This window comes from Bradyrhizobium genosp. L (assembly GCF_015624485.1).
GTDB lineage: Bacteria > Pseudomonadota > Alphaproteobacteria > Rhizobiales > Xanthobacteraceae > Bradyrhizobium.
Window position 1 is genome coordinate 1,744,287 of the sequence record NZ_CP061378.1, and the last position, 18,514, is coordinate 1,762,800.

The window sequence follows — 18,514 nt, forward strand, 5'->3', positions numbered from 1 at the left end:
GGGCGTATCGGAATGTTCTTTTCGTTTCGAAGCTGGTCACTCTGGCGGGTGGTCGGACCGCTGATCGGGATCGTGTTGCTGCTGGCGAGCCTGTCGGCTGGCAGCCTGCAGGTGATGTCTGCGGTGCGGGCGTATGTCGCGGGCGAGAGCCTGTGGTCCAAGGGACAGAAGGACGCCGTCCACTACCTCCAGATCTATGTCAGCACCGGCACGCCGCTCTATCTGCAGAAGTTCGATGCCGCGATCGCGGTGCCGCTCGCCGACCGCATCGCGCGGCGTGCCCTCGAATCGCCGGGCAACAACGACGCCGTGGCGCGCGCAGGTTTTGCAAAAGCGGGCAATCATGACGACGACATTGGCGGCCTGATCTGGCTGTTCAAATATTTCCGCACCCTGCATCACGTGGCTGGCGCGGTGACAGCGTGGCGGAATTCGGATGCGCTGCTCGATCAGCTGATCGAGATACGCAACGAGGCCGCCAACGACGTCGCGCTGCATGATCCGTCAGCGGCGACGATCCGGCGCTGGGCCGAGCGGATCGGTGCGGTGGACGCCGCGCTGAGCACGCTTGCCGTCGACTTCTCCGATAACCTCGGCAAGGCCTCGCGCCAGGTCTCGGCGCTGCTGTTGCTGGTCAATGCGGTGATCGCGGCGTGCCTCGCCGGCATCGTGCTGCTCCACACCAGGCGGATGCTGCTGCGGCGCTGGCTCGCCGAGACCGCGCTCGCAGTCGAGAAGGAGCGCGCCCAGCTCACCCTGGCCTCGATCGGCGACGCCGTCATCGTGACCACGCCGGACGATCGCGTCAGCTACATGAATCCCGCCGCCACACGCCTGATCGCGGCAGCGCAGGACGTCGCCGACCGGCCGCTCTCGTCGCTGTTCAGCATCGCCGAGCAGCCGGTGCGCGGATCGTTCCGCAGCGGCGAGGCCGGTGGTGAAAACCATCCGCAGCAGCGGCTCCTGGTGCGGCCGGATCATTCCAGCGTTCCGGTTTCGGTGGTCGAGACCCCGATCACGCATGACGGCCACTGGGCCGGCCGGGTCATGATCATCCATGACATGACGGCGGAGCGGCGCCTGGTCGAGGAGCTGGCCTGGGCCGCGTCGCACGACGCGCTGACCGGGCTCGCCAATCGCAGGCAATTCGACTTCGAGCTGCACCGGTCGATGTCGGGACCCTCGGTCGCAAGCGCCGACCTGATGCTGATCGATCTCGATCAGTTCAAGATCGTCAACGACACCTCCGGCCATATCGCAGGTGACCGTCTCTTGAAGCATGTCGCCAAGCTGCTGACGGCCGAGGTCGGCGGGAGCGGGCTGGTCGCGCGCCTCGGCGGCGACGAGTTCGGCATCCTGCTGCGCGACGCCGCCGCTCACGGCCATGAGGCCGCCTCCAACGTGGCGGAGCGGATCCGCGCCGTGGTCGAACAGTCGAGCTTCGTCCATGAAGGCGCGAGCTTCCGCATCAGCGCGAGCATCGGCCTGGTCAGGCTCGCGGATTGCGCCGGCGTGCAGGACGCGCAGCGGCTTGCCGACGTCGCCTGCTTCCTCGCCAAGGACAAGGGCCGTAACCGCGTCCAGGAGCACTGTCCGTCGGATACCGACATGACGGTGCGCGTCGCCGAGATGAGCTGGGTCAATCGTATCCGCAAGGGCTTGGACGACGGCCGCTTCTGCCTCTACGAGCAGGAGATCCGGCCGGTGACCGGCGCGCTGAAGGGCCATGAAGGGCGCGAGCTGCTGCTGCGCCTGCGCGACGAAAGCGGCGGCCTGGTGTCGCCCGGCAGCTTCCTGCCCGCCGCCGAGCGCTATGGGCTGATGCCGCTGATCGACCGCTGGGTGGTGCGTCGCGCCTTCGAGATCATCGCGGAGCGCAGGCACTCGCCGCGCAAGATCGCGAGCTACGCCATCAATCTCTCCGGCGCCACCATCGGCGACAATGGTTTCGTCGATTTCGTCGCCGAGCTGTTCGCCGAGCATGACGTGCCGCCCACGGCGGTCTGCTTCGAGATCACCGAGACCAGCGCGATCTCCAATCTCGTCGAGGCACAGAAGTTCATCGCGCGGCTGCGCGAGATCGGCTGCAGCTTCTCGCTCGACGATTTCGGCACCGGCATGTCGTCGATTGCCTATCTGAAGCACCTGCCGGTCGACATCATCAAGATCGACGGCTCGTTCGTAAGGGAGATCCTCAACAGCAAGGTCGATCGCGCGATGGTCGAGATGATCACCAAGACCGCCAAGATCATGCAGAAGCAGGTGGTCGCCGAATTCGTCGAAAGCACCGCGATCCTGGATGAGCTGCGCCAGATCGGGGTCGACTATGCCCAGGGCTATGCCATCGGCAAGCCGGTGCCGGTGCTGACCTTGCGGGAGGAGAAGATCGCCTGAGGGACCGAATTTGTCCCGAATCGGGGCTTTTTCGGCCGGTTCTGCTGATTCCCGGCACTTTCGGCCTAAAAACTGCTTAAAAATCCTGTCGTTGGCCTGACGGTCTCGATTATGCCTTACTCTAATTCCCTGATATGATGAGCAATCGGTGAATCTCGGACGGGTCGGTAAAAGGCCCCTGAGCAACCGAACTTGGGGACGGATGGGTCATAGACCAACGAAAGTTGCCGGGCGGGGCTTGAGCCGCGGCATTTCTCTGGTGGGCAGCACGGCATTTGCCGTGGGCGCGCTGGCGTTGTCGTCCGCTCTTGCCGCCTGGATGGTCGGGGTCGATCCCACAGCATGGCTGCATGGCTCCGCGATGGCGAACACCAGCGCCGCGCTGAGCTTCGATGACCGCTTCGGCTCCCGCTCGACGATCAACTCGGCTTCGCTGTACTACCCGCTGCGCCGTGGCACGAGTGCCGGCCGCCGCGATTTCGATTCCGAGTTCGGACAGATCGAGGACGCGCTGGCCGGCCAGCTGCGTGACACGCAGACCGATCAGCCGAGCCAGACGGCTTCCGCGTCGGCTGCAGCCACCACTTCAGTGCCGATGCCGCGCTCCCGTCCGGCCGAGGCCAACCTGATCGCCCGCAACGACGCGCTCGTGGCACCGCCGCCGGCTCCGGTGCAACAGGGCGATAACCGTACATTCCTGCAGAAGCTTGCCGACATGATGCCGGGCAAGATGCAGCTGGCCTCGCTCGATCCGAATGACGGACTGCTGGCCGGCCCGAGCCTCGATCTCGGCGCACTCGGCTACGACGGCACCACGGCGGTCTACGACATTACCGCCCGCATCGTTTACATGCCGGACGGCAGCAAGTTCGAAGCGCATTCCGGTCTCGGCAACCTGCTCGACGATCCCTCGCATGTGAACGCGCGCAATGCCGGCGCGACGCCGCCCGGCATTTACGAGATGAAGCCGCGCGAGAAGCTGTTCCACGGGGTACCCGCGCTGCGCATGAACCCGGTCGAGGGCAGCGATACGTTCGGACGGGTCGGTCTCCTCGTTCACCCCTACATGCTCGGCCCGAACGGCGATTCCAACGGCTGCATCTCGGTCAAGCATTACGACAAGTTCCTCGCGGCCTACCGCAGCGGCGTCATCAGGCGCATCGCGGTGGTGGTCAGCGTCAAGGATATCCAGTCGGCCCCGACGCGCTCGGCGTCGAACTCGTAAGGCTCGGATAGCGCCGTCGCGGGTCGACGGCTGATTTCGTCTTCCCATCGCAATGATCGTCTGGGAACATGCCGGCCTTTGAGGCTGCCATGATTGCCAGAGCCCGCCATTTGCACCGGATAATCCTGATTGCGCTTCTGATCGCGGTGGTCGGCAGCGTCGGCGACCGGCCCGCCACAGCCGCTGATACCATCGATACGCTGGCCGCGCAGATGGCCGACGCCGGCAACACCGGCCGCAACGAGGAGGGGCTGAAGATCGCCCGGCGCCTCGAGGAGCTGGTGCGGCGCCAGCAGGGCACCAACAACATGAATTTTGCCGGCGTGCTGCACAACGAGGGCATGTTCCTGCACAATCTCGGCCATTACCAGGAAGCCGCCGACCGGCTCAACACCGCGCTGACGATCAAGCTGCGCTTCCACGACGCGGCGTCGATCCTGCGGACCTCCAACATCCTGATCAATTCCCTGATGATGCTGGAGCGCCGTGCGGATGCCCTCACCGTCGCCAGGCAGGCGCTGGCGATCGGCACCTCGGCGTTCGGCCCCGACGATGCGCGGCTCGCCGGCGCGCTGGAATCGATGGGCGGAATCGCGAAGACCCAGGAGAATTATCGCGAGGCGCAGGACTATTTCGAGCGCGCGCTCGCGATCAAGCAGCATTCGCCGCTCGTGTCGCCGCCCGAGGTCGCGATGGCGCTCGACGATCTCGGCGACCTCTACGGCCTGCAGGGCCGGTTCGACGACGGCGAGAAGCTGCTGAAGCAAGGCCTCGCGTTGCTCGAACAGGCGTACGGTCGGCAGGCGGCCGGCGCGCCGAACTACCTGAACATCCTGAACGACCTCGGCAATCTCTATAATGATGCGGGCCGGCTGCCGGAGGCCGAGGCCACGCTGCGCAAGGCCTATGCGCTGGGCCGCGACCGCGTAGGCGACGGCGACCCGAATGTCAGCTCGATGCTCGGTAATCTCGCCAACGTGCTCAACAAGCAGTCGCGCTATGCGGAAGCCGAGGCGCTGTTCAACCAGGTGCTGCTCGCGCGCGAGAAGACCTTCGGGCCAAACCATCCCGCCGTGGTCTATGCGCTGAACAACCTCGCCAACAATTACGCCGATCAGGGCCGCGACGCCGACGCGTTGCCGCTGCAGCAGCGCGTGCTCGCGATCCAGGAGAAGATCGCCGGGCCCGACAGCCCCGACGTCGCCCGCGTGCTGGTGGCGATTGCGAGCACCTACAAGGAGACCGGCCGGGCCGCCGAAGCGACGCCGCTCTACGAGAAGGCGTTGCGGATCTTTTCCGGGAAGCTCGGCAGCGACAGTACATTCACGGCCGACACGCTCGCGGCGATCGGGCGGCAGCAACTCGATGCCGGCCAGTTCGAGGCGGCCGGGCAAAATTTTGCCCGCGCGCTTGCGATCCAGGAAAAGGCGTTCGGCAACGATCACGCCAATCTGCTGCCGACGCTGCGCGGCCAGGCATTGCTTGCCCTGCGCACCAAGAACTACGCCGACGCGCGCAGCGTGCTGGGGCGCGCGCTTGCGATTGCGCAGTCGAAGCTCGGTGCCGATCACCTGACGACATCTGCGACCTTGATCAACCTGTCCGACGTGTCGGCCGGCGAGACCAAATGGCCCGAAGCGCTGGCCGAGCTTCGGCAGGCGGCCGGACCGCTTGCGAGCCGCGCCGGCACCGGTGAGGCAGCGGGACTGCTCGCCGATCTCGACGTTCGCCTGATCCGGGCGATCTGGACGGTGTCCGGCGGAAAGCCCGACGCTCAGGGGATCAACGAGGCCTTCGCGTCGGCGCAACGCCTGCACGAGACCAGGGCTGCGTCCGCGGTCGCGCTGATGTCGTCGCGGTTCGCCGCCGGCAGTGATGCCGTTGCGTCGGCGGTGCGCCGCCAGCAGGATCTCAAGGCGTCGCTGGAGAGCCTGGACAAGCGCATCACCGCGGAGCTCGGTGCGCCCGACGGCAAGCGCAACGACAGCCTGATCGCAAACCTGCGCAACGAGAGCGACGGTGTGCGGAAGTCGCTCGGCGAGATCTCGGCGCGGATCGCGCGCGATTTTCCGGCCTATGCCGAACTCTCCAGCCCGGCGCCGCTGTCGGTGGCACAGGCGCAGGCCCTGCTGAAGCCCGATGAGGCGCAACTGCTTTTCGTTGCGCTGAGCGATCGCAGCTTCGTCTTTGCAGTCACGCGCGAAGCCGCCGCGATGCAGGAAATCCCGCTGTCTGCCCGGGACCTGACCGACCGCGTCGCGGCCCTGCGCAAGGGGCTCTTCAACGGGACTTCGGATGTGGTGCCGTTCGATCTCGATGCGTCGTACCAGTTGTACGCCGCGCTGTTCACTCCGGTTGCCGGCATCATCGCGGCCAAGCCGAAGCTGCTCATCGTGCCGACCGGCGCGCTGACCAGCCTGCCGTTCCAGGTCCTGGTGACGCGCAAGCCGGATGCCGGCGCGAGCCAGGCCGATCGCTACAGGTCGGCCGCGTGGCTGATCCGCGACAAGGCGATCGACGTCTTGCCGTCAGTGAGCAGCCTGCGCGCGCTGCGGCTCTATGCCAAGGTGTCCCGCGCCAGCAAGCCGTTCATCGGATTCGGCAATCCGGTGCTGCAGCTCGACGGCGGCAAGACCAAGGTCTCGCGCAATGTCGATCCATATTCCACCTACTACAAGGGGACGGCGGTCGACATCGATACCTTGCGCAAGGGACTTGCGCCGCTGCCGGAGACCGCCGGCGAGCTGCTCGCGGTTGCGCATCAGCTCGGCGCCGCCGACGGCGACGTGCGGCTGGGAGCGGACGCCACCGTGACCAATGTCAAGCTCGCGCAGCTCGACCAGTATCGCGTCGTCGACTTCGCGACCCACGGCCTCGTCGCCGGCGAGGTGAGGGGGTTGAGCGAGCCGGCATTGGTGCTGACCCTGCCGGCGCATCCGACCGCTGACGACGACGGGCTGCTGACCTCGAGCCGCGTCGCGCGGTTGACGCTGGACGCCGACTGGGCGGTGCTATCGGCGTGCAACACGGCGGCGGGCGACCAGCCGGGCGCGGAGGGCCTGTCCGGGCTCGCCCGTGCATTCTTCTACGCCGGTGCCCGGGCGCTGCTGGTGTCGCACTGGCCGGTCGAGTCCGACGCCGCCGTGAAGCTGACGACGGGCGCATTCTCCGAACTGGCTGAGCATCCGGAGATCGGAAGGGCGGAAGCCCTGCGCCGATCGATGCTGGCGCTGATCGCCAATCCGTCCGATCCGAGAAACGCGGAACCGGCTGTTTGGGCGCCGTTCGTCCTGGTCGGCGAGGGCGGCTAAGACGCTCGCTTCGCCGAGATATAGCCTGTTATGTATACTGAAATAGCCATTTTCTCGCTTTTCAGAGCTATATTGCGTCATATCCGGAATTGATGTATACAATCGGTACGCAAAAAAATGCTAGAGAGTGTCCGGATGCCCAAATCCTTTCCGATGAACGCCTGGTACGCGGCCGGCTGGGATGCCGAGATCAAGCATGCGCTGCTGCCGCGCACGATCTGCGGCAAGCATGTCGTGATGTACCGGACGGGCGATGGCGCGGTGGTGGCGCTGGAGGATGCCTGCTGGCATCGCCTGGTGCCGCTGTCGAAGGGCCGGCTCGACGGCGATACCTTGGTCTGCGGCTATCACGGCCTGAAATACAATGCGCAGGGCCGCTGCACCTTCATGCCGTCGCAGGAGACGATCAATCCCTCCGCCTGCGTGCGGGCCTATCCCGTGGTCGAGCGGCATCGCTTCATCTGGTTGTGGATGGGCGATCCCGCGCTCGCCGATCCGGCGCTGGTGCCCGACATGCACTGGAACGACGATCCGGCCTGGGCCGGCGACGGCAAGACCATCCATGTGAAATGCGACTACCGCCTCGTGGTCGACAATCTGATGGACCTGACGCACGAGACCTTCGTGCACGGCTCGAGCATCGGCAATGACGCGGTCACGGAGGCGCCGTTCGACGTGACCCATGGCGAGAAGACGGTGACGGTGACGCGCTGGATGGCCGGCATCGAGGCGCCGCCGTTCTGGGCCAGGCAATTGCAGAGACCGGGGCCGGTCGATCGCTGGCAGATCATCCGCTTCGAGGCGCCATGCACCGTCAATATCGATGTCGGCGTCGCACCTCACGGGACGGGCGCGCCGGAGGGCGATCGTTCGCAGGGCGTCAACGGCTACGTGCTCAACACCATCACGCCGGAGACTGAGGCGACCTGCCATTATTTCTGGGCCTTCGTCCGCAATCACCGCCTCACCGAGCAGCGCCTGACCAGCGAGATCCGCGACGGCGTCGCCGGCATTTTCCACGAGGACGAGATCATCCTGGAAGCGCAGCAGCGCGCGATGGACGAGAACCCGGACCGCGTGTTCTACAATCTCAACATCGATGCCGGCGCGATGTGGGCGCGGCGCGTCATCGACCGCATGGTGGCCAAGGAACAGCCGCCGCAGCATCTCCAGGCCGCGGAGTAGCCATGGCGGACCGCGAGGCCGATCGCGCCGTATCGCAGACCGTGCGGGCGCAGCTCGCGCTGCGCGACCTGATCCTGTCGGGGGGCTTGCGCCCGGGCGAGCGCATCTCGGAATTGCAGGCGGTGGAGACCACCGGCGTGTCGCGCACCCCGGTGCGGATGGCGCTGGTGCGGCTGGAGGAGGAAGGCCTGCTGGACGCGATTCCCTCCGGCGGCTTCATGGTCAAGGCGTTCTCCGAGCGCGATATCCTCGATTCGATCGAGCTGCGCGGCACGCTCGAAGGCCTCGCGGCGCGGTTTGCCGCCGAGCGCGGCGTGTCGTCGCGCGATCTCGAGCCGCTGAAGCAGTGCCTCGGCGAGATCGACACCCTGGTGCGCCAGCACCCGATCTCGGTCGAGGCGTTCTCGGCCTATGTGACGCTCAATGCGCGTTTCCACGCCGTGCTGACCGAGCTGTCGCGCAGTCCGCCGCTGATCCGGCAGATCGACCGCGCCTCCGCGCTGCCGTTCGCCTCGCCGAGCGGCTTCGTGATGGCGCAGTCGGCCCTGCCCGAAGCGCAGCAGATCCTGCTGATCGCGCAGGATCATCATCGCATCGTGGTCGACGCCATCGAGAACCGCGAGGGGGCGCGTGCCGAAGCGATCATGCGCGAGCATGCGCGGCTTGCCGCGCGAAACCTGCGGCTGGCGCTGCGCAACCGCACCCATCTCGATCTGCTGCCGGCGCTGGCGCTGATCAGATCGGCAGCCGACTGAGCGGAGAATAGTGATGCGTTTCATCGAAACCTGGACGCCCGCAACCGTCGTCGCCACGCGCGATCTCACTGCCGGCATCCGCGAACTCCTGCTGCGTCCCGATCAATTCGCCGCCGCGCCCTATCTGGTCGGCAGCCACATCCAGGTCGGCGTCACCATCGCCGGCCGGCCCGAAACGCGCTGCTATTCGCTGGTCGGCGAGGTCGACGCGCAAGGCTACCGGATCGCGGTGCGCCGCGCGCCGGATAGCCGTGGCGGCTCCCGCTATATGTGGTCGCTGACGCCAGGCGCCCGCCTCAACATCACACGGCCGATCTCGCTGCTGGAGGTCGACTGGACACGCAGGCATTTCTGCCTGGTGGCCGGTGGCATCGGCATCACGCCGATCCTGGGCGCCGCGCAGGCGCTCATGCGCCGCAACGCCGACGTTACGCTGCATTATGCGGTGCGCTCGCGCGGCGATGCCGCCTATCTCGACGTGCTGGAAGCAACACTGGGTGATCGCCTGATCGTCCACGCCGCCGACCAGGGCCACAGGCTCGATCTCGCCGCAGCGTTCGCGGCGCTGCCGGAGCGGACGATGACGCTGTTCTGCGGTCCGATGCGGATGCTGGAGGCGGCGCGCCGTGCCTGGGAAGCGGCGGGCCGGCCGATGACCGACCTGCGCTACGAGACCTTCGGATCGAGCGGATTGCTGCCGACCGAAACCTTCCGCGTGCGGCTGAGAGGGGAGGGCGTCGAGCTCGTGATCCCGCAGGACCGCTCGATGCTGGATGTGCTCAACGAGGCCGGCCATGAGGTGATGAGCGACTGCCGCCGCGGCGAATGCGGCGTCTGCGCGCTCGACGTGGTCGAGGTCGACGGCGAGATCGACCATCGCGACGTCTTCTTCAGCGGCCACCAGAAGCAAGAGAGCCGCAAGATCTGCGCCTGCGTGTCGCGCGCCCGCGGCACCATCACGGTCGATACGTTGCGCCGCGCCGACACGGTCTGACGGCCCCGCCACCTGCCGGACGCTATGCGGCGTGCACCGTATCCTGCGGCTTGTGGTCGAGCAGCGTGGAGATTTCGGCCGCCGTCATGGGACGGCCGATCAGATAGCCCTGGACTTCGTCGCAACTGGTCTGGCGCAGATATTCGAGCTGGTCCACGGTCTCGACGCCTTCGGCCACGACGCCGATCTGAAGATCCTGGGCCAAGGCGATCACCGACTTCACGATCGCGGCGCAGTCCGGCTGGGTCAGCATGTCGCGGATGAAGGACTGGTCGATCTTGATGCGGCTGAACGGCAGCTTGCGCAAATATGTCAGCGACGAGAAGCCGGTGCCGAAATCGTCGAGCGCAACCGTCAGCCCCAGTTCGAGCAGCGCGTTGAGGATCGCGGGCGCCGATCCGTATTTCGAGATCAGCATCGATTCGGTGATCTCGATCTCGAGCCGATGTGGCGCGACCCTTGCTTCAGTCAGCGTCTGCACGATGGTCTGCAGGATGCCCGCATTCTGGAACTGGACCGCGGAAAAATTGACCGCGATCCGGACATCCTCCGGCCAGTGCGACAGCATCGCGCAGGCGCGGCGGATCACCCATTCGCCGAGCTGGTGGATCAGCCCGCTCTCTTCGGCGATCGGAATGAACACGCTCGGCGGGATCAGGCCGCGCGTCGGGTGCTGCCAGCGCAGCAGCGCCTCGAACCCGGTGATGCGGCCTTTGCGGAGGTCGAGGAACGGTTGGTAGACGAGGAACAGCTCGTTGGCCTCGACGGCGTGCTCGAGGTCGCGCTGCAACGCCCTGCGGTCGCGCGCCGACCGGTCGTCGCTCGCCTCGAAGAAGGAGATCGTGCCCGGTCCGGATTTCTTCGCCCGGTAGAGCGCGATGTCGACATGCTTGAGCAGCTCATGGGAGGTGGTGCCGTCGCGTGGCGCCAGCACGATGCCTATGCTGGTCGCGCCGGCGACCTCGCAGCCCTCGATCATGAACGGATCGGCGAATGCCGCGACGAAGCGCTCGGCGATCGCCAGCGCATCGTCGGGCCGCGTCAGGTTGGACATGATCAGCGCGAATTCGTCGCCGCCGATCCGCGCTACATGCTCGGCCGCGCGCGTGCAGCGCTGCAGCCGGCTCGCGACCTGCACCAGGAATTCGTCGCCGGCCGGGCGGCCGAAACGGTCGTTGACCTCCTTGAAGCGGTCGAGATCGAGCAGCAGCACGGCGAACTCCTCGCCGGAGCGGGTGAGCCGGTTCAGCGCGCCGTTCAGCGCTTCATTGAAAGCGAAACGGTTCGGCAGATGCGTCAGCGGATCCTGCCGCACCGTGCGCTCGGCTTCGTGCTGGGAAATGATCCGCCGCCGGAACTCGAACGCGTTGACGAACACGCCGCGCAGCAGCACCAGCCCGTAGACGATGACGAGTACGGCTACCAGCAGGTAGACGAAATCGCCCTCATGGCCGAGGCAGATTGCGGTGCCGACGAAGATCGGCGCGGTGAATGCGAGTGCTGCGATCGGGATGGTCGAGAAGGCGAAGGCGCCGCCGGCGAGCATGCCGGCGCACAGGCAGGTGATCACCAGTTGCGCGCCGCTGGAAGCGTCGGCGAAGAAGGCGACCGGGACGATGCCCCAGGCCGTGCCCAGCGCCAGCGCGTTGCGCACCAGCCGGACCATGGTCCGGCGCGAGACGAATTGCGGCTTGGCGATCCGTCGCGAGGCGCGCGCCTGCAGGCCGAAGAACAGCGCCGCACAGCTCACGCTCACCGCCCACACCAGCGCAAACGCCCAGTTGGCCGACGGCCACAGCGCGACCGCGAGCACCAGCGCGTTGCAGGCATTGGCGAGCATGATGCCGAAGGAGTAGCCGAGCACGAGCGAGATCTGCTCGGCGCGGATGTGGCCCGCAAGGGCGTCATCCGTCGATGGCGCACCGAACGCTGTCAGGTCGCCCGCGAACAGCTTCGCGACATATGAACTCAGGTACTTACGCATCCAGATACTTGCGCGATCGGGCCCGGTGCCGAACCGTAAAATTCCCCGCAAACCTTTGACAAACTATGAATTTTAGAACCGATCGTGCCGCGGCCGGTGCGCGCAGGTCGGGTTCCAATCGGGGCCGTTGCCGACAACACGGCACAAATGAGTCGGGAGGGCGCCGCGGGCTTCATTGCCGCGGTGGGCTGCAAATGTTGCCGTCGGCCGGCCTGCTTGATCCGCTGTCGTTTTTTCGCAATGAGTTGGACTCCCGCGACGGCAAGCCAGAAGGTGCGCATGAGCCTCCCGACCACGAACCATGATCCCGGGTTTCGCATCACGCGGGCCAGCCATGTCGTGCTTGATGTCCGCGACCTCGCGGCGAGCCGGCAGTTCTACGAAAAGGTGATCGGCCTGATCCTCACCGCGGAAGAGGGCGATGCACTGTACTTTCGCGGGGTTGAGGAGGCCTGTCATCACAGCCTTGTGTTGCGCAAGGGGAAAAGTCCGGCGTGTGCGCGGCTCGGCTTGCGGGTGTTCCAGGATGATGACCTCGACCGGCTGAAGGTGTTTTTCGAGGCGCATGGATGTCGGGCCATTTGGGCAGAGCAGCCGCATCAGGGCCGCACCCTGCATGCGACCGATCCCGCCGGCACGCCGCTGGAATTCTGCGCGACCATGCCGGTTGAGCCACGCATGATCACCAAATTCAGCCGCCACGCCGGCGGCTCGGCGCTGCGGCTCGACCACTACCAGGTGCTGACACCGGAGGTGCGCAAGGCCTGCGCGTTCTACACCGCCGCCGGCTTCCGTCTGACCGAATATATCGCACCCGCTGATACCTTCGACCTGCGCGGCGTCTTCCTGCAGCGCAAGGGTAATCCGCACGACATCGTGTTCTTCAACGGCGCCGGCCCGCGGCTGCATCATTTCGCATTCCTCGCACCGGAGGTGCATCATCTGCTGCACGCCTGCGATCTCGCCGGTGAGCTGGGCTATGGCGCGTCGGTGGAGCGCGGCCCGGGGCGGCACGGGCCGGGGCACGCGATGTATGTTTATATGCGCGATCCCGACGGCCACAGGGTCGAGCTGTTCAACACCCACTACCAGACCATGGATATCGAGAACGAGCCGGTCGGCTGGGATCCGTCCGACCACACGCTCTCCTTCCCCTGGGGCCTGCCGGCGCGGCAGGCTTGGTTCGAGGAGGCGACGCCGTTCGCGGACGTTGCGGTCCGCGAGCCGCAGGTGAAGCCGAGGCCGCTGACGCTCGAAGCTTATCTTGCGAAGTAGCGTGTCGATGTCAGCAGCGAACTCCACTTACGATGTCGCAATCGTCGGCCTCGGACCGGTCGGCGCCATCTTCGCCAATCTGCTCGCGAGCGGCGGGCTCAAGGTCGCGGTCGTCGAGCGGACCGCGGAGGTCTACGACAAGCCGCGCGCGATCACGCTCGACCACGAGGCGCTGCGGGTATTTCAGGCGATCGGACTCGGCGATTTCATCGAGCAGGCGACCGCCCCGCATAACGGCTCGCACTTTCTCGGGGTCGACGGCGAGATCATCAAGAAGTTCGACCCGATGCCGCCGCCGCTGCCGCTCGGCTGGACCCCGAACGTCACCTTCGTGCAGCCCGAGGCCGAGCTGGCGCTGCGCGACCGGCTTGCCGAGCACGCCAATGCCGACGTGCTTCTCTCCACGACTTGCGTCGCGGTGGCGCAGGATGACGATGCCGCAACCCTGATCGCCCGCCGCGAGTCCGGCGAGGACATCACCATCCGCGCGCGCTATCTGGTCGGCTGCGACGGCGCCAACAGCTTCGTGCGCAAGCAGCTCGGCGTCGGTCTCGAAGACCTTGCCTTCGACGAGTGGTGGATGGTGGTGGATACGCTGACCAGCGACCCCGCCAAGCGGCCGGCCAAGGGTTTCCAGTATTGCTGGCCCCGGCGTCCCGGCACGTTCATCCCCGGCCCGCGCAATCTGCGGCGCTGGGAGATCAAGCTGTTGCCGGGCGAGGATCCCGAAGCTGCGGGGACACCGGAGAATGTCGAGAAGCTGCTGCAAGGCTTCACGGACATTTCCGACCTCACGATCTGGCGCTCGGCGGTCTATCGCTTCCACGCCTTGCTCGGGCAACGCTGGCGCGACCGCCGCGTGCTGTTGATGGGGGATGCCGTGCACCAGACGCCGCCCTTCCTCGGGCAAGGCCTCTGCGCCGGCATCCGCGATGCGGTCAATCTTGCCTGGAAACTACGTCTCGTGTTGCGTGGGGACGCCGATGAGGCTTTGCTCGACAGCTATGAGATCGAGCGCAAGCCGCATGTCCGCGCCGTCGTCGCCAGCGCCAAGGAATTCGGCAAGATCATCGGCGAGCTCGATCCGGTCGTGGCCGCCGAGCGCGATGCGCGGCTGCGCGCCGATCTCAAGGCCGGCCGGGCGGAGACGATCAGGCAGAAATGCATTCCCGATCTGGTTTCCGGCCTGATCGCGCGTGACGCCAAACTCGCCGGGCGGCTGTTCGTGCAACCGCATGTGCGCGCGCCGGATGGGCGCGATCGCCGTCTCGACGATCTCTTACGGAGCGAATTTGCGATCGTGACGGCGGGGGCCGAGCCGATGGCGTGGCTGTCGGATGCATCATTGGCCGGCTGGCGACGGCTCGCCGGCGAGCGCGTCGTCATCGCGACATCGGGGCAAAGCTGCGACGCGGATGGCGTCCTCACCGTGGTCGAGCGCGACGCGCTGTTCGCCGACTGGATGCGGGAGAATGCCGTCGCCGCGGTGATCGTGCGGCCCGACCGCTACGTGTTCGGCGCCGCGACCAGCGCCGACGAGCTCAATATGCTTGTCGGGCAACTGCTCCAGAACCTCAGCGCAGGGCGCTAGCCTTTTCAAGTCGTCGCTTTGTCTGTACCACCGGGAAAAGACTTTCTCCGGGGGAAACCAGTGAACAACAATGATACCGCGGAATATGATTACGTCATCGTCGGTGCCGGCTCGGCCGGCTGCGTGCTCGCCAATCGCCTGAGCGCCGACGGCAAGCACACGGTGCTGCTGCTCGAGGCCGGGCCCGAGGACCGCAATATCTGGATTCATATTCCGCTCGGCTACGGCAAGCTGTTCAAGGAAAAATCCGTCAACTGGATGTACCAGACCGAGCCCGAGCCCGGCCTGAACGGGCGGCAGGTGTTCCAGCCGCGCGGAAAAGTGCTTGGTGGCTCGAGCTCGATCAACGGCCTGCTCTATGTGCGCGGCCAGCACGAGGATTACGATCGGTGGCGGCAGCGCGGCAATGCCGGCTGGGGCTATGACGATGTGCTGCCCTATTTCAGGAAGGCCGAGGACCAGCAGCGCGGATCCGACAAATATCACGGCAGCGGCGGTCCGCTGCCGGTGTCGGACTGGCGGCATCACGATCCGCTGTCGGAGGCCTTCGTGCATGCCGCGGCCGAAGCCGGCATCCCCACCAATCCCGATTTCAACGGCGCGACCCAGGAGGGCGCCGGCTTCTTCCAGACCACGACGCGGCGCGGCCGGCGCGCCTCGACGGCGCGGTCCTATCTGCGTCCGGCGCTGACCCGCGGCAATCTGCGCGTCGAGACCTCGGCGCTGGCGCAACGCATCCTGTTCGATGGCAAACGCGCCAGCGCGGTCGAATTCAAGCAGAATGGGCAACTGCGGAAAGCGAAGGCACGCCGCGAGGTGCTGGTGTCGAGCGGCGCGTACAACTCGCCGCAATTGCTGCAACTCTCCGGTGTCGGCCCGGCCGACCTGTTGAAGCAGCACGGCATCGAAATCGTGCTCGACGCGCCCGGCGTCGGCAACGATCTGCAGGATCACATGCAGGTCCGCATCGTCACGCGATGCGCACAAACCATCACGCTCAACGACGTCGTCAACAATCCGGTGCGTCGCGTCATGGCCGGCCTGCGCTACGCCGCGCTGCGCAAGGGCCCGCTGACGATCGCGGCCGGCACCTCCGGCGCGTTCTTCAAGACCAGCCCGCGGCTGGCCTCGCCCGACATCCAGATCCACTTCCTGCCGTTCTCGACCGACAAGATGGGCGAGAATTTGCATCCGTTCTCGGGCTTTACCGCATCGGTCTGCCAGCTGCGCCCGGAGAGCCGCGGCTCGCTGAAGATCAGGAGCGCGGACCCAAGCGCGCCGCCGGAAATCCGCATCAACTATCTGGCGACCGAGACCGATCGTCGCGCCTTCATCGACGGCATCCGCATCCTGCGCAAGATCCTGGCGGCGCCGGCGCTGAAATCTTACGCGGTCGCTGAAGTCGATCCCGGCGCCAAGGTGGTCAGCGACGACGATCTGCTGGAGTTCTGCCGCCGCACCGGCAGCACGGTCTATCATCCGACCTCGACCTGCCGCATGGGCAACGATCCGCTCGCGGTGGTCGACCAGCGGCTCAAGGTGCGCGGCATCGAGGGCCTGCGCGTGATCGACGCCTCGATCATGCCGGACCTGATGTCGGGCAACACCAATGCACCGACGATCATGATCGCGGAAAAGGCGTCGGACATGATTCTGGAGGACGCGCGGTAGTCCGTCATCTTGAAGCGTGCACGGCGCCGCATTCTCCATTGTCGTCCCGGCGAAGGCCGGGACCCATACTCCGCAGCGGAAGTTGTGGGTGGGACTCGTCGTTCCACCGGCGCGCAACAATGACCATCGGTGGTTATGGGTCCCGGCCTTCGCCGGGACGACAATGGAGTATATGGCGCCGTTCGCTCTTCAGGGTGACGGTGATGGAGTGGGGCTCAGCCTCACCCCCTATACGCCCGTACCCGCCTCACCATCTGCTCGACATGGGCGATCGGCGTTTCCGGCAGGATGCCGTGGCCGAGATTGAAGATCATCCGGCCCTTGCCGAAATTCTCCAGCACGTCGTCGATCGCGCGGTCGAGCGCGGCGCCGCCGGTGATCAGGACCAGCGGATCGAGATTGCCCTGCACGGCGACGCGGCCCTGCACGCGCTCGCGGATCATCGCGGGCTCGGTGGTCCAGTCGATCGAGACCGCATCGACGCCGGTCTGCTCGACATAGGCCGGCAGCATGCCGCCGGCGCCGCGCGGAAAGCCGATGATCCTGGCATCCGGGAACTGCTTGCGTACGCCGGCCACGATGCGCTTTACCGGCTCGATCGACCAGCGTGCGAATTCGCGCGGCGGCAGCACGCCGGCCCAGGTGTCGAAGATCTGCAGGCAGTCGGCGCCGGCCTTGAGCTGGCCGACCAGATATTCGATCGAGTTCTCGACCAGCACGTCGATGATTTTGGCGAACGCCTCCGGATCGCGGTAGGCGAGCATCCGCGTCGGCGCCTGGTCCGGCGTGCTCTGTCCGGCCACCATGTAGGTCGCGACCGTCCACGGCGCGCCGCAGAAGCCGATCAGCGCGATCTCCGGCGCCAACTCGCGGCGGACCCGGCGCAGCGCCTCATAGACCGGCTCGAGCTTGGCGAAATCGGCTCGCGTCGCCAGCGTCGCGATCTGCTCGGGCGTTGCCAGCGGATCGAGCCGCGGCCCTTCGCCGGCCTCGAAGCGCACCGAGCGGCCGAGCGCGTAGGGGATCACCAGGATGTCGGAGAAGATGACCGCAGCATCGAAGTTGAACCTGCGTATCGGCTGCAGCGTGATCTCGGCGGCAAATTCGGGTGTGAAGCAGAGATCGAGGAAGCCGCCGGCCTTGGCACGCAGTGCGCGATATTCCGGTAGATAGCGGCCCGCCTGCCGCATCACCCAGAGCGGCGGCACCGCCTGGCGGCGGCCGGACAATACCTCGATCAGCGGTTTGGTTGCGGTCGGCTGGGGCAAGCGAGAAGTTCCTGATCACGGTCGAAATTCGCCCCCCTGATACACGGTGCGGCGCAATGGGCCAAGGCAGATCTGGAACCTCGGCATGAGCAGGGGCGTTGGTTCGGGGAATGGAGGACGACATGGCTGAGAAGTTCGATCCCGCCGCGCATGACAAGCATGCGGAACACCCGCGCGACGCGCAGGCCGCGGACCGCGAGGCACACGCCAAGTTACAGGCCGGTCTGGAAGATAGTTTTCCGGCCTCGGATCCCGTCAGCGTGACGCAACCGCCGCCGTCGAGGCACGATGGCGAGCGTGAAGAGTCGCTGTGGGGTAAGCTGAAGTCGATGTTCGGCTAACGACATGCAGAACGAATTCAATCACGCCGCGAACGAACCGCCGCGCAGCGGTGCTTCGAAAGCGACATCGCCCATGATCTGGGGTGCCATCATCGCAGCGGGCGTTGCAACGGTACTGTGGCTTGCCCTGCACGCCTGACGCGCGTGGCAGGGCATTGAACGCGATTAGACCGGTCCGCGCTCGGGCCGATGCATGCGGTCGAACTCGAAGCTCACACCCAGCCGGCGCTCCAGCCGCCAGACCACCACACAGCGCCGCCGGATCGGCTCGCTCTCGATCTCGAGGTCGAACGCGAAGGGGATCGCCACGTCGCTTTCCACGGCGAGCCCTGCGCCGCCGGTCGAGATATTGAGCACGACGCATCCGATGCTGGTGTCGCGGAAGAAGATCGTTCCGCGCTTCATCAGGATGGTCCGCTGACTGTCCGTCTTGTACTTCTTGGTCGTCGTATTCACGGTTTTTTCCCCACCCCTAGCCCTCGTTCCCCCGCACCGTCGTCGCGCTTCAACCCGTCGCCGG

At 66.2% G+C, this 18,514-nt stretch carries 14 protein-coding genes; 11 read left to right on the top strand and 3 right to left on the bottom strand.

The genetic code is table 11. From position 1 onward, the window contains the following. The first annotated feature begins 12 nt into the window (after positions 1–12). The 6 genes from IC762_RS08170 to IC762_RS08195 all read left to right on the top strand — a co-directional run bounded on the left by IC762_RS08170 (position 13) and on the right by IC762_RS08195 (position 9,864). A complete protein-coding gene (locus tag IC762_RS08170; RefSeq protein WP_195788305.1) occupies positions 13–2,394 on the top strand; it encodes a putative bifunctional diguanylate cyclase/phosphodiesterase in 2,382 nt (793 codons plus the stop codon). 259 nt (positions 2,395–2,653) lie between these two features. After that, complete coding sequence (locus IC762_RS08175) at positions 2,654–3,619, top strand: DUF2778 domain-containing protein (RefSeq protein WP_246801471.1); 966 nt, start codon at positions 2,654–2,656, stop codon at positions 3,617–3,619. Positions 3,620–3,708: 89 nt separating this feature from the next. Then, entirely contained in the window at positions 3,709–6,930 is a 3,222-nt protein-coding gene (locus IC762_RS08180; protein ID WP_210338425.1) for a CHAT domain-containing tetratricopeptide repeat protein, read from the top strand. Between the two features lie 135 nt (positions 6,931–7,065). Then, a complete protein-coding gene (locus tag IC762_RS08185) occupies positions 7,066–8,115 on the top strand; it encodes an aromatic ring-hydroxylating oxygenase subunit alpha (protein ID WP_195788307.1) in 1,050 nt (349 codons plus the stop codon). A gap of 2 nt (positions 8,116–8,117) precedes the next feature. Next, positions 8,118–8,870, top strand: coding sequence for a GntR family transcriptional regulator (locus IC762_RS08190; RefSeq protein ID WP_195788308.1), 753 nt, complete (start codon positions 8,118–8,120; stop codon positions 8,868–8,870). Between the two features lie 13 nt (positions 8,871–8,883). Then, a complete protein-coding gene (locus IC762_RS08195; protein ID WP_195788309.1) occupies positions 8,884–9,864 on the top strand; it encodes a PDR/VanB family oxidoreductase in 981 nt (326 codons plus the stop codon). Positions 9,865–9,886: 22 nt separating this feature from the next. On the opposite strand, the gene IC762_RS08200 is transcribed toward IC762_RS08195, so the two are convergent. Then, positions 9,887–11,848, bottom strand: coding sequence for a putative bifunctional diguanylate cyclase/phosphodiesterase (locus IC762_RS08200; protein WP_195788310.1), 1,962 nt, complete (start codon positions 11,846–11,848; stop codon positions 9,887–9,889). Positions 11,849–12,127: 279 nt separating this feature from the next. On the opposite strand from IC762_RS08200, the gene IC762_RS08205 reads away from it, so the two are divergent. Genes IC762_RS08205 through IC762_RS08215 form a run of 3 tightly spaced genes read left to right on the top strand, consistent with a single transcriptional unit; the run spans position 12,128 to position 16,385 of the window. Continuing rightward, positions 12,128–13,123 carry a VOC family protein gene (locus IC762_RS08205; RefSeq protein WP_246801472.1) on the top strand — a complete coding sequence of 332 codons (996 nt, stop codon included), beginning with the start codon at positions 12,128–12,130 and terminating at the stop codon, positions 13,121–13,123. A 7-nt stretch (positions 13,124–13,130) separates the two neighbouring features. Then, positions 13,131–14,714: a bifunctional 3-(3-hydroxy-phenyl)propionate/3-hydroxycinnamic acid hydroxylase gene (locus tag IC762_RS08210; RefSeq protein ID WP_195788312.1), complete on the top strand. Its 1,584-nt coding sequence runs from the start codon at positions 13,131–13,133 to the stop codon at positions 14,712–14,714. A 60-nt stretch (positions 14,715–14,774) separates the two neighbouring features. Continuing rightward, the gene (locus IC762_RS08215; protein WP_195788313.1) at positions 14,775–16,385 is read left to right on the top strand and encodes a GMC family oxidoreductase; all 1,611 of its coding nucleotides are present in this window, start codon (positions 14,775–14,777) and stop codon (positions 16,383–16,385) included. A 221-nt stretch (positions 16,386–16,606) separates the two neighbouring features. Here the strand turns inward: IC762_RS08215 and hemE are convergent, their stop codons facing one another. After that, complete coding sequence (hemE, locus tag IC762_RS08220) at positions 16,607–17,653, bottom strand: uroporphyrinogen decarboxylase (RefSeq protein WP_195788314.1); 1,047 nt, start codon at positions 17,651–17,653, stop codon at positions 16,607–16,609. A 122-nt stretch (positions 17,654–17,775) separates the two neighbouring features. On the opposite strand from hemE, the gene IC762_RS08225 reads away from it, so the two are divergent. Further along, positions 17,776–17,994, top strand: a complete 219-nt coding sequence (locus tag IC762_RS08225; protein WP_195788315.1) for a hypothetical protein — start codon at positions 17,776–17,778, stop codon at positions 17,992–17,994. A gap of 4 nt (positions 17,995–17,998) precedes the next feature. Then, on the top strand, positions 17,999–18,133 hold the full coding sequence (locus IC762_RS35570; protein ID WP_283816353.1) for a hypothetical protein: 135 nt from the start codon (positions 17,999–18,001) through the stop codon (positions 18,131–18,133). A 26-nt stretch (positions 18,134–18,159) separates the two neighbouring features. Here IC762_RS35570 and IC762_RS08230 read toward each other — a convergent pair whose 3' ends face one another. Then, positions 18,160–18,450, bottom strand: coding sequence for a PilZ domain-containing protein (locus tag IC762_RS08230; protein ID WP_246801474.1), 291 nt, complete (start codon positions 18,448–18,450; stop codon positions 18,160–18,162). Positions 18,451–18,514 lie beyond the last annotated feature (64 nt).